Genomic DNA, 13363 nt, shown 5'->3' on the forward strand with positions numbered 1-13363 from the left:
GTATGCGCCTAGTTAAATACGATTTTAACATTAGTCGAGCCGAGCATACTTTCAAGCGCTAATATCAACTCGTCACTGGGATTGACTCGCCATTCATCACCTAAGGTAATTTTACCGCTGGCTTGGGGTTGCGCATAATCAATAGTCACAGGCACCACGCCATTTCGCCAAGGGGTTAAGGTTTGCTCAAAGGTTTCTAGCCATTCAGATGTCACTTGCGATGCGTCAACCTTGATTTCAACAGCTTTAGCAAAATGACTGCGTGCTTCGCCGATTTCGATAATGTTACGGGCATTCATGCGATTGCCACCAGAGAAGTCATCGAAACTGACATCGCCTTCACAAATTAAAATACGATCTTTTTCAATCAGCTGGCCAAATTTTTCAAACGGCTCGGTAAATAACATCACTTCTAAGCGGGCACTTTTATCATCTAAGGTGACCAGACCCATTTTAGACCCCCGCTTAGTGAGCAACACCCGCGTAGCGACCACTAACCCTGCCACTTTAACGGTTTTACCGCGCTCTGTTGGGTGAATATCTTTTAAGCGGCCGCTGGTGTATTGCTTAAGCTCTTTTAAATATTGATTTATCGGGTGACCCGTTAGGTACAAGCCTAATGTTTCGCGCTCACCATCAAGCCAAATTTTATCAGGCCAAGGCGTGCACTCAACAAAGTTTTGTTTGCTGTCTTCAGGTTCGCTATTCAATAAACCGAACATGTCATTCTGGCCAATGGCTTCGGCTTTGGCATGTTGCGCCGCGGCGCTGATGGCTTGTGGCAAGGTCGCCATCATTGATGCGCGATGTGGGCCAAGGTGGTCTAATGCCCCCGCAAAGATCAGTTTTTCAATCACTCGCTTATTGAGTTTTTTCAAATCAATTCGAGCACAAAAATCAAAAAGATCGATGAACGGTCCACTTTTACGGGCTTCTAAAATAGAGTCTACTGGGCCTTCACCAACCCCTTTAATCGCGCCAATACCGTAAACAATATTCAGATCATCATCAACGGTAAACTTAAATAAGCCTTTGTTCACATCGGGTGGAATTAACGGCAAGCCCATTCGCTCACATTCATCCACTAAGGTGACAATTTTGTCGGTATTGTCCATGTCGGCAGACATTACCGCTGCCATAAATTGAGCGGGATAATGGGTTTTAAGCCACAAGGTTTGATAGGAGACTAACGCATAAGCGGCAGAGTGAGATTTGTTAAAACCGTAGCCAGCAAATTTTTCTACCAAGTCGAAGATTTTCATCGACAGGTCGCCGTCTATGCCGTTATTAATGGCCCCTTCTTTAAATGTGCCACGTTGCTTGGCCATTTCTTCAGGTTTTTTCTTACCCATTGCACGACGCAGCATATCCGCGCCGCCCAAGGTATAACCCGACAATACCTGAGCAATCTGCATCACCTGCTCTTGGTACAAAATAATACCGTAAGTCGGTGCTAGCAGCTCTTTTAAAGACTCATGCTGATAATCGGCATCTGGGTATGAGACTTCCTCACGTCCATGCTTACGTTCGATAAAGTTATCTACCATGCCTGACTGAAGAGGCCCTGGGCGGAACAAAGCCACCAGTGCAATCATATCCTCAAAACAGTCGGGTTTCAGACGCTTAATCAAGTCTTTCATGCCGCGAGATTCCAGCTGGAACACGGCCGTTGTTTCGTAACGCTGTAACAGTTTAAAACAGGCAGGATCATCCAATGGGATCGCGTCGATACGGATATTATCGAGGCCTTTTTGCTTTTGCACTCGGTTAACCATTTTGAGTGCCCAGTCGATAATCGTTAGGGTACGCAGCCCCAAGAAATCGAACTTAACCAGACCGGCCGTTTCTACATCGTTTTTATCAAATTGAGTCACCGGGTTTAAGCCTTCGGCATCGCAATATAATGGTGCGAAATCAGTAATTCGAGTGGGGGCAATAACCACCCCGCCCGCATGCTTACCGGCGTTACGAGTCACCCCTTCTAAGCGACGACACATGTCGATAAGCTCTTTTACATCTTCATCACCATCATAGGCTTCAGGAAGCGATGGCTCGACTTCAAAGGCTTTAGCCAGTGTCATTCCAGGTTCTGCAGGGATCATTTTGGTTAGACGTTCAACAAAACCGTATGGATGACCTAACACGCGGCCAACATCTCGAACAACCGCTTTGGCCGCCATAGTACCAAACGTAATAATCTGCGATACCGCTTCTCGACCGTATAACTCGGCAACGTGGTCAATGACTTCGTCACGACGATCCATACAAAAGTCGACGTCAAAATCGGGCATCGAGACTCGTTCAGGGTTCAAGAAACGCTCGAACAGTAAGTCGTATTCCAGTGGATCTAAGTCAGTAATCTTTAGTGCATAAGCCACTAACGATCCGGCTCCAGAACCACGACCAGGTCCAACCGGAATGTCATTGTCTTTGCCCCATTGAATAAACTCCATCACAATAAGGAAGTAACCAGGAAAACCCATTTGGTTAATCACTTTCAGCTCAATTTCGAGACGTTCATCATACCCGCCACGGTTTTCGGCGCGAACGAGTGGATCAGCAAATAAAAATTCGAGACGCTCTTCTAGGCCTTTTTGTGACACATTAACCAAAAAATCTTCGATGGATAAGTCACCCGTAGGGAAATTGGGCAGAAAATATTCGTTTAATAGAATGGTGACATTGCAGCGTTTGGCAATTTCAACGCTATTTTGGATCGCCGACGGAATATCGGCAAACAGCGCGATCATCTCATCTTCGGTTCGCAGGTATTGTTGATCGCTATAGGTTTTGGGACGGCGTGGATCGACTAAGGTAAAACCATCATGAATAGCCACCCGAATTTCATGGGCCTCAAAATCGTCTTGCTTTAAAAAAACCACTTGGTTGGTGGCGACAACAGGTAAGCCTTTTGATGATGCTAACCCAACCGCCATGTGTAAATAGCGTTCTTCATCTGCACGGCCTGTGCGGATAAGCTCGATATAATAACGGTCTTCAAAATGCTGCTGATAAAATTCAATTAATGAGTCAACTTGGTTTTGATTGCCTTTTAATAATGCCTTACCCACGTCGCCATCTCTGGCACCCGAGATAATAATCAAGCCAGTGTTAAATTTAATCAGCCAGTCTTGGTCTATCACCACTCGATTTTGGACATGACCGCGAAGATAGGCCTCACTGATCAATTGCGTCAGATTTTGGTAGCCTTCATTGTTCATCGCGATAATGGTTAAGGCACAAAATTCTTTTTCAAAACCTGGGGTTTGCACCCAAAAGTCGGCACCAATAATAGGTTTAACACCAGCGCCATGACAAGCACTGTAGAACTTTACCAAACCACAAAAGTTGTTTTGATCGGTTAACGCTATCGCTGCCATACCCTGATTTTCAGCAGCAGCAATAATCGGTTTCACTTTGGCAACGCCATCTGACATTGAATAATCACTGTGGACGCGCAAATGAACAAAACGAGGATCGGACATAGATTAATTTTCTTCGAAAAAGATGAATGTAATAACACGAAAAAGCGGGATTTAGACTACCAAACTAAGCGACTTTCTCCAACGATTTAGTCGGTTAATCTGGGTATTATCAAAATGTATCCTGAAGCAAAATGCGCTGGGCGACAGGTTTAAAACTCTTACGATGTTCCGCTAACACGCCATACAAGGCTAATGCTTCAAAGTGCGCTTTGGTCGGATAACCTTTATGCTTAGCAAAACCATACTGTGGGTGCTGACTGTCTAAGGTGTCCATCTCTGCATCACGAGTGACTTTGGCAATAATGGATGCTGCACTGATGGCGGCCACTAATCCGTCACCTTTTATGATTGCATGACTGGCTATACCAAAATCGGGCACACGATTACCATCGACTAATACTCGTTCTGGTTGAAGGCTTAAGCCAGCAACGGCGCGCTGCATTGCCAGCATGGTGGCATGTAAAATATTTAACTGATCAATTTCAACAGGGCTTGCACGGCCGACACTGACACATAATGCGTTTTCCATAATCACTTGATATAAAGCATTACGGCGTTTCTCACTCAGTTTTTTTGAATCATTGAGTCCAACAATGGGGTTACTCGGATCTAAGATCACAGCAGCCGTTACCACATCGCCAACCAATGGACCACGTCCAACTTCGTCAACACCGGCAACCAGCCCTTGTGAAATGATGGCCACTTGTTCAGGGGTAATATTTTTTATCACAACCGGTAATGTCAACATATTAACTTATCCTAGTCAGGTTACTGCGTTTGCAATAATGCCACCACGGCATCGGCAGCTCGCTCGCTGGCGTTACACTTAAGTAATTGATGCATCTGTTCGAACTTTGTATTAAGTGGCGTAAAATCTTGGTTGAGTTGCTTGATCACCTCATCTGCAATCAACTGCGGCTGGCAATTAGCTTGCATACATTCTGGTACTATCGTTTCGTTTGCCAATAAGTTGGGCAGCGAATAGTTGGTGATACTCATCATACGGATGCCAATCGCGTAGGTAATGGGGCTTACACGATAAGCCACCACCATTGGGCGTTTAACCAGCATAGCCTCTAGAGTCGCAGTGCCAGAGGCCAATAAAATACAATCAGCGGCAGCCATCACCTCACGAGATTGACCTTCAATAATGGTGACTTCTAAATCGGGAGCAAACTGCGCAAGCGCAGCAATAAATTGTTGCCGGCGAGCATCATTAACTACTGGAGTGACAAATTTGATGTCTGGATAGGCTTGTTTAACGAGCTGAGCGGCTTTGACAAACGGTTCAGCTAATTGCTTTAGCTCACCGCCTCTGGATCCTGGCAATACCGCCAAGTATTCAGCATTGGGATCCAATCCTAATAGCTGCCGTGCGGCCAGCTTATCACTGTGCATCGGAATATCGTCCGCAAGTGTATGGCCAACAAAGGTACAAGGCACTTGATGCTTGTCATAAAAGGCCTTTTCAAACGGCAATAACGACAACACCATATGAGTGGCTTTGGCAATTTTAAATATCCGTTTTGGACGCCAAGCCCACACTGACGGGCTGACATAATGCACGGTTTTAATCCCTTTGGCTTTTAATTTAAGCTCTAGGCCAATATTAAAATCGGGCGCATCAATACCAATAAAACAGTCTGGCGCTAATTCCGTAATGTGTTTCACGAGACTTGAGCGAATATGAAGCAGTCGAGGTAAATGTGATAACACTTCGACTAAGCCCATGATCGACAGTTCTTCCATTGGGAATAGACTTTCAAACCCAAGAGCTTGCATACGAGGGCCACCAATGCCAATAAAACGCGCATCAGGATAGCGTTGCTTGAGTGAATGAACTAAACCGGCACCTAAAATATCGCCGGAGAGTTCTCCGGCGACAATGGCAAATACTTTTGGGGAAGAGTTGGTCATCGTTTCCGTCTATCGAATGATGCCGCGAGCGGAGTGATTTACAAAATCCACGAACGCTTTTACATTTACGTCCTTTTCAGCAGACTCAGCCAATTCGGCATTGGCTTCTTCAATGGTTAAGCTCTTACGAAATACTGCTTTATACGCATTAAAGATTGCCCGCTGGCTTTCTTTGGTAAAACCACGGCGTTTTAGGCCTTCTAAATTTAATCCACGAGGTACAGCAGGGGAACCCGCTGCCATCACAAATGGCGGTACGTCTTGTAAAATAAGTGACGCTCCAGCGGTAAAAGCATGGTCACCGATATGTACAAACTGGTGCACACCGGTCATGCCGCCCAAAATAACCCAATCGCCAACGTGCACATGACCCGCAATTGACGCATTATTAGCCATAATAACGTTATCACCAACAACACAGTCATGGGCAATATGTACATACGCCATTAACAGGTTATTAGACCCTATGCGGGTTTCACCCTTGTCTTGGGTGGTACCACGGTGAATAGTGACCGACTCACGAATAATGTTATTGTCACCGATAATTAAGCGCGTTTGTTCGCCGGCGTACTTTTTGTCTTGACACTCTTCGCCAACCGAAGCGAATTGAAAAATACGATTACCTTTACCGATAACCGTTGGCCCCTTAACCACAACATGCGAATTTATCCATGTGTCGTCGCCGATTTCAACATTCTCACCAATATAGGTCCAAGGACCAATAGTGACATTGTTACCAATTTTGGCTGTTGGGTGAACAAATGCTAATTTATCTATCACTTTTTAATCTCTCTGCGTGCGCACATAATTTCAGCTGAACAAACCAGTTCACCATCAACCAAGGCTTGACCAATAAACACACCAATACCACGACGCTCTTTAATCATTTTAACGTGAAAATGTATTTGATCACCCGGCTCAACAACACGTTTAAAACGCGCTTTATCAATACCGGCAAAATAATACAATACTTCTGGCGACGGCTCAGTGCTCATGGTTTTAAAAGCAAGTAAACCCGTTGCTTGTGCCATGGCTTCTAAAATAAGCACACCTGGCATAACGGGTTGTATAGGGAAATGTCCCTGAAAAAATGGCTCATTAATCGTGACATTCTTAATCGCATGTAATTGCTCACCCACGGTAAAATCCAATACACGATCAATCAACAAAAATGGATATCTATGAGGTAGATATTTAAGGATCTCTTTAATATCCATGGTGTTTAATTGATTTGACACACTACATTCCTTTAATAAGGCAGAATTACAATTATTCTGTGCCCTTAGCACTTTTTTCGAGGGTTTTCACGCGGTTAAATAGTTCATCTAATTGACGAAAGCGCACCGTGTTCCGACGCCACAGTTTGTTTTCCATTGCGACAGTCGCGGACGAATACACACCTTTATCGCGAATAATGCTAGTCACATTGGTTCCTCCGCTAACATGGACACCGTCAGCGATACTAAGATGTCCAGCAACAGCACTACCACCACCAATAATGCAGTATTTACCTATGGTAGAACTCCCTGCAATTATAGACCCACCTGCAATTGCGGTGTTTTGCCCAATGATGACATTATGGGCAATTTGAATTTGATTGTCGATGATCACACCATCGTGTATCTCGGTGTGCGACAGCGCGCCACGATCAACACTGGTGCATGCACCTATTTCGACATAATTACCAATGCGCACGCCACCTGTTTGGGGGATTTTAATCCAATTACCGTGCTCATTTGCATACCCAAATCCATCCGAACCAATAACAGAACCGGAATGAATGATGCAATTGTGGCCAATATGTACATTATGATAAACGGTAACATTCGCCCAAAGGCGTGAATCTGAACCAATAATACTGGCTTCACCTACGACGCAACCTGGACCAATCTGAACATTTTCACCCAAAATAACATTGGCACCAATCACCGCATTTGCACCAATAGCCACACCGTCACCTAAAATGGCTGACGAGTCTATTTGTGCCGAAGGGTGTATACCTAATGCCGCTTTAGGTGTCGTATCAAGTAATTGCGCCACACGGGCAAACCCCACGTAAGGGTCACTGACAATAAGGGCATTACCATGATAACGGCTTGCTTCTTTTTCGCTTAGCAACACCGCGCTAGCTTGAGTTGCCTCAAGCTTTGCACGGTATTTACTATTGGCTAAAAAAGAGAGTTGACCTTGGATTGCATGTTCAAGGGTGGCTACACTAGTAATTTCCAGTGATCCATCACCTTTAACCGTTGCGCCCAATAATTGGCTAAGCTCTTTTAAAGTCACTTTCTGCATACTTATTATTTGCCTTTGCTTAAGGCTTCTACCACTTTGCTGCTAATGTCAGCTTCTGGCTTAACAAAAATAACTGCGCCACGTTGCAGCACCATGTCGTATTTTTCTTTACCAGCAATGGTATTAATGGCTTTTTGAACTAGAACTAATAGCTTGTTTTGCTCTTCACCTTGACGACGACGCATGTCTTCGTCTAATGCTTTGCCTTTTAATTGGAATTCAGATTTTAATGATTCCATTTTACGGACTAAATCAGTCTTTTGTGTGTCGCTCATTAAGGCGCCGTCACGTTGTTGCTTTTCGACCAAAGAACGCATTTCCTCCTGCATTTTTTGGACTTCAGCAACACGATCACCAAACTCAGCTTTTAATGATTTAGAAATTTGTTCGCGCTGTGGCAGCTGTTCAAACACCTCACCCATATCAACCACCGCGAGTTTTTCCGCTTGGGCTAGCATAGGGGTAGCAAATAATGCCAATGTAATTAATGCGCGATTTACCATCTTTTTCAAAGTAGACTCCTTGTTAAAATTGTCGTTATCAGCAAAACATGCCGAGTGTATTTGTTTTAGAACGTTTTGCCAATATTGAATGAGAAAATCTCTGTCTCATCATCTTCATACTCTTTGAGTGGCCAAGCTAAACTGAATACCATAGGACCCATTGGCGATAACCACTGTACGCTCATACCCCACGAGGCACGTATGCGCTCAGGATCACTATAATCTTCTAACTTAATAAACTGATCTGCTGGCAGAGTGCGATACGAATCATAATCGAACTCGGTATCCCATACGTTACCGGCATCGACGAAGAAACTGGTCCGCACTGAGTTAGTGTACGCTTCATCGAGGAATGGCGTCGGCACGATCATTTCAAAGCTGGCTGTCGCAATCGCATTACCACCAATTGAACGACCAGAACTCACCTGAACCTTAGTTGGGTCACCAGGCGAAGCTATACTACAACCATCACCAGCAATGTCCGGAGAACATGGCTCACTACCACGGTATGCATAGAACGAACGTGGACCGACTGAGTTCGACTTAAAGCCACGTAACGAGCTGCTACCACCAGAGTAATAGTTTTCCCAGAACGGTAAGATTTGATCGTTGTCGTTAAACTGACCATAACCGTTTGCATAACCTAAACGGGCACGAGCCAAAAATACAAACCCATGTTGAGGTGTCAGCGGGAAGTAGAAATTAGTGTCAAAATCCGTTTTAAAGTACTGTAAGTCAGAACCCGGCACGGTCATTTTACCGCTTAAACGTTGCGATGAACCGTCTGTCGGGAACGTACCACGGTTAAGTGTGCTGCGATACCAACCGGCATTCAATTCAAAGTTATCAAAGCTTAAGTCTGAGTTTGCATCATCCGTTTCACGATACACATTATAGAAACGCAATGCTTGTTCATAAGCCGATATTTCTGAAATAGTATTATGACGATAACCAATACCACCGTTTAAACGGTTGGATTCATTAATCGGAAATCCTGAGTTTAATGCAACACCATAAGATTGATTCTTATAGCGCTCAAGGTTAGCCTCGTTGGCATCAAATTCGTTCCAATACACACTGCCGCCTAAACTAACACCATCTTTAGTAAAGTATGGATTGGTGAAAGACAAGTTAGCACTGCGCGAGTATTTATTAGTATTGATACTAATACCCGCTTGGTTACCTGTACCAAGGAAGTTATTTTGTTCAACCCCAAACTGCAAGCTCACACCTGATTCAGTACCATAACCCACACCGGCGTTAAACGAACCTGATGGCTGCTCTTTTACTGCGATGGCCACATCGACTAAATCGTCACTGCCTGGCACTTGAATTGTTTCGGCATCAACGGTTTCAAAATAACCTAAACGGTTAAGGCGAAGTTTAGACTGCTCAATCTGAGCAGAATTCAACCACGCCCCTTCCATTTGACGTAATTCGCGACGCAGTACTTCGTCTTTGGTTACCGTGTTACCGGTAAAGTTAATTGAGCGAACATAAACACGCTTACCTGGCTTGATATTGATGTTGAGCACCACTTCTTTGGATTCATCATCAATTTCAGGATAGGTTTTCACTTCAGGATAAGCATAACCAAAACGGCCAAGATATTTGCTGTACATTTCTTCGGTGAATGTTACATCGGCACCGTTGTACATATTGCCTGCTTTGATTGGTAAAATACCTTTCATTAACGCTTCGCGGCCCATAAGGTCACCAATTAAGTTAACTTCTTTTACCTTGTACGTTTCGCCTTCATCCACATTAATAGTGATGTACAAACCTTTACGGTCCGGTGTCATCGCCACTTGTGTTGAGGTGACTTCAAAACGAATATAGCCTTGATTATGGTAATAGGTTTTGATTGTTTCTAAGTCAGCTTGTAGCTTTTGCTTTTGGTAGCGACGCTCACCAAATAAATCCCACCATGCCACATAGTCTTTAAGCTCAATCATGCTGATGAGCTCAGAGTCAGAAAACACTGTGTTACCTACCACGTTAATTTGGCGAATTTCAGCCGCTAAACCTTCGGTAAACTTAAATTTAAGCTCAACACGGTTACGGGGTAAGTTGATGATTTGAGCTTCAACTTTGGCGCCGTATTTACCGACACCGTAATAGAAATCTTGCAAGCCTTTTTCAATGCCTGACAACATGGTTCTATCAAGTGATTCGCCCGCTTTAACACCAGAACCGTCAAGACTTTCTTGTAACTGTTCGTCTTTGATATCTTTATTACCTTCAAACGAGATAATACTGATAGTAGGACGCTCTTTAACCGTGACAAAGAGTATACCGTCTTCATGACTGACACTGATGTTTTCAAAATTGGTTGAACCGTAAAGGCTCTTAATCGCTTGCTGTAATTTAACTTCATCTACCGTGTCACCTACTTTCACAGGTAAACTCAATAGTGCTGCACCGAGAGCAACTCGTTGCAGACCTTCTACTTGGATGTCGGTCACTTCAAAAGGTTGGAAAGACTCTGCCCAACCATTCCCTGAAAAAGACGCGCCGACGAATAACATCGAGGCAAAAATTTTATTAAATCTCATAGAGCACTTCTAATTATTAGTCTGTCCTTGCTCAGAGTCGGGCAAAATCGTTGAATAAGGCAACACCCATCAACATTAGCAGCATAGCTGCGCCAAACCTGAAACCTATTTCCTGCACCTTTTCGGGTACAGGCTTACCAGTAATCACTTCTATAAAGTAATACAGCAAGTGTCCACCATCGAGCACTGGCAGAGGCATTAAGTTAATAATGCCTAAGTTAACGCTGATGAGCGCAATAAAACCTAGAAAGTACACTAAGCCGTAACTTGCACTGGCGCCTGCGCCTTGTGCAATCGAAATAGGACCACTAAGATTTTTCACCGATACATCGCCGGTAAATAATTTCCCGATCATCTTAAAGCTGACGACAACGAGTTGCCACGTTTTGTCAGCTGCAGCAATAACCGAATCTACTATGCCATACTCAAGCTCAAAGCGCATATTATCAGGCCATGGGTCTTGGGTTGGGCTAATTCCAACAATCCCGATAGTCTCACCGTCAGTATTTTGTTGTGCTTTTGGCACAACATTAACATTGATGAGTTCACCTTGACGTATCAATGTCATATTAATATTTTTGTTAGCAGAGCTTTGTACCACATCAACAAACGTATTCCAATCGCTGTATTGCGTGTCATTAATGTTGACCAATTTATCGCCAACTTTAATACCTGCTTGCTCTGCCGCACTGTTTTTACTGACAGCGGCAATGGTTGGATCGATCCCAGGGCGAAAAATACCCAAACCTAATGAGGTTATAGGAGATTCTTTTTCGGGATCAAACACCCACTGGCGGGTATCAAGTTTTACGGTGCGAGCCGGCATATCCATGCCTGATAATTCAGATAGTGGCGCCAAGGTTAACTCAATACTGTCGTCACCAATATGACCGACTAAGGCTAAGTTAACCTCTTGCCAAGTGCGTACCTTGCGTCCTGATACTGCCATAATCTGTTGCGGCTCAACCAAGCGAATAACACTGGCAGGGCTATCTAACTTGGTACTGTCAATGACCGGCTTTATCGACGGAGTACCAATAAGGTACATGACATATAGGGCCAAAATAGCAAAAATAAAGTTAGCAATGGGGCCCGCTGACACAATCGCAATACGTTGCCACACTGTTTTACGGTTAAACGCTTGATCAAGTAGATGTTCAGGCACCTCTTCAACGCGCTCATCGAGCATTTTGACATAGCCACCGAGTGGGATCATGGCGACAACATATTCAGTGCCATCTTTACCCACTTTGCGCCAAATCGCTTTGCCAAAACCAATAGAGAAGCGCTCGACTTTAACACCACAGCGACGGGCAACCCAAAAGTGGCCATATTCGTGTGCGGTAATCAAAATACCTAAAGCGACAATAAAAGAACCTAAGCTCCAAAAAAAATCTATCATTATTCCTCTGAACTAATTAAGTGCTTTAATGGCAGACATTGCTGTCGTGCGTGTTTGTGCATCTAACTGTAAAATATCGTCAATACTGGCTAAGCGAGTTTGCTGGACCTGGTCTAAACAACGTGCGTTTATAGTTGCAATATCAGTAAAACGGATCTGACCCTTTAAGAAAGCATCAACGGCAACTTCGTTAGCAGCATTTAATACTGTGGTGGCTTCTTGCCCTTGTTCACAGGCTTGCATGGCTAAACGCAAACAGGGAAAACGACTGAAGTCAGGTTCACAAAAGCTTAATTGTCCGACTTTGAAAAAGTCTAAAGGTTCAACGCCAGCGTCAATTCTTTGCGGATAGCTCATAGAATGAGCAATGGGTGTACGCATATCGGGGTTACCCATTTGCGCAATAACAGAGCCATCTCGGTACTGCACCATTGAATGAATCACGCTTTGCGGGTGAATGACCACTTTGAGTTGTTCAGCCTGCGTGTTAAATAACCAGCGGGCTTCGATAAACTCTAAACCTTTATTCATCATAGTGGCTGAATCAACAGAGATTTTAGGTCCCATAGACCAATTAGGGTGATTACACGCCTGAGCAGGCGTCATCGCACTCAGGGTGGTTAAATCAGTGTTTAAAAACGGTCCACCGGAACCGGTTAATAAAATATGTGATATGCCATTGGCAGTCAGATCGCAATAGCCTAACTGGGCTTGTACATTAGTCGGTAAACATTGAAAAATCGCATTATGCTCGCTGTCGACAGGTAAAACGGTTGCTCCCGATGCTCTAGCCGTGTGCATAAATAACTCACCCGACATCACTAATGCTTCTTTGTTGGCTAACAACACGCGTTTACCCGCTTTAACGGCATCAAATGTCGGCACTAAACCAGCAGCGCCAACAATGGCCGCCATAACGGTATCCGTACTGCTGTCTGTCACTAACGCGTTCAGAGCCTCAGCCCCTGTAGTCACTTGAGTAATGCAGTTTTTAGGTAATAATGCTTTCAGCTGCATAGCGGCGCTCTCGGCCACCATATGAGCATATTCAGGCTGATGGGTGATGCACAAGGCCAGCATTTTATTAACACTGGCATTGGCCACTAATCCATGGACATGAAAATCGGTAGGGTTATTTACAATCACGCTTAAAGTGCTTGCACCTATTGAGCCTGTTGCCCCTAAAATCACTATATTCTGCATTGG

General features: G+C 44.3%; 10 protein-coding genes. All 10 read right to left on the reverse strand.

The features are described 5' to 3' along the window. Nucleotides 1-8 precede the first annotated feature (8 nt). Nucleotides 9-3485 (reverse strand): DNA polymerase III subunit alpha, encoded by a 3477-nt coding sequence (gene dnaE / locus CXF80_RS07360; RefSeq protein ID WP_101032267.1) that lies wholly within the window; start codon nt 3483-3485, stop codon nt 9-11. Nucleotides 3486-3594: 109 nt separating this feature from the next. Further along, complete coding sequence (gene rnhB, locus CXF80_RS07365; RefSeq protein ID WP_164839506.1) at nt 3595-4233, reverse strand: ribonuclease HII; 639 nt, start codon at nt 4231-4233, stop codon at nt 3595-3597. A 20-nt stretch (nt 4234-4253) separates the two neighbouring features. Then, nucleotides 4254-5402 carry a lipid-A-disaccharide synthase gene (gene lpxB, locus CXF80_RS07370; protein ID WP_101032268.1) on the reverse strand — a complete coding sequence of 383 codons (1149 nt, stop codon included), beginning with the start codon at nt 5400-5402 and terminating at the stop codon, nt 4254-4256. Nucleotides 5403-5411: 9 nt separating this feature from the next. Further along, nucleotides 5412-6182, reverse strand: a complete 771-nt coding sequence (gene lpxA, locus CXF80_RS07375; RefSeq protein WP_101032269.1) for an acyl-ACP--UDP-N-acetylglucosamine O-acyltransferase — start codon at nt 6180-6182, stop codon at nt 5412-5414. Continuing rightward, nucleotides 6179-6640: a 3-hydroxyacyl-ACP dehydratase FabZ gene (fabZ, locus tag CXF80_RS07380; RefSeq protein WP_101032270.1), complete on the reverse strand. Its 462-nt coding sequence runs from the start codon at nt 6638-6640 to the stop codon at nt 6179-6181. Before fabZ ends, lpxA begins: the two co-directional genes overlap by 4 nt. A gap of 31 nt (nt 6641-6671) precedes the next feature. Next, entirely contained in the window at nt 6672-7697 is a 1026-nt protein-coding gene (gene lpxD, locus CXF80_RS07385) for a UDP-3-O-(3-hydroxymyristoyl)glucosamine N-acyltransferase (protein WP_101032271.1), read from the reverse strand. Between the two features lie 5 nt (nt 7698-7702). After that, nucleotides 7703-8200, reverse strand: coding sequence for an OmpH family outer membrane protein (locus tag CXF80_RS07390; protein ID WP_101032272.1), 498 nt, complete (start codon nt 8198-8200; stop codon nt 7703-7705). Between the two features lie 65 nt (nt 8201-8265). Beyond that, on the reverse strand, nt 8266-10755 hold the full coding sequence (gene bamA / locus CXF80_RS07395) for an outer membrane protein assembly factor BamA (RefSeq protein ID WP_101032273.1): 2490 nt from the start codon (nt 10753-10755) through the stop codon (nt 8266-8268). Nucleotides 10756-10786: 31 nt separating this feature from the next. Continuing rightward, nucleotides 10787-12157, reverse strand: coding sequence for a sigma E protease regulator RseP (rseP, locus tag CXF80_RS07400; protein WP_101032274.1), 1371 nt, complete (start codon nt 12155-12157; stop codon nt 10787-10789). A gap of 12 nt (nt 12158-12169) precedes the next feature. Then, nucleotides 12170-13360 carry a 1-deoxy-D-xylulose-5-phosphate reductoisomerase gene (ispC, locus tag CXF80_RS07405; protein WP_101032275.1) on the reverse strand — a complete coding sequence of 397 codons (1191 nt, stop codon included), beginning with the start codon at nt 13358-13360 and terminating at the stop codon, nt 12170-12172. Nucleotides 13361-13363 lie beyond the last annotated feature (3 nt).

The organism is Shewanella sp. Actino-trap-3, assembly GCF_002836275.1.
GTDB classification, from domain to species: domain Bacteria; phylum Pseudomonadota; class Gammaproteobacteria; order Enterobacterales; family Shewanellaceae; genus Shewanella; species Shewanella psychromarinicola.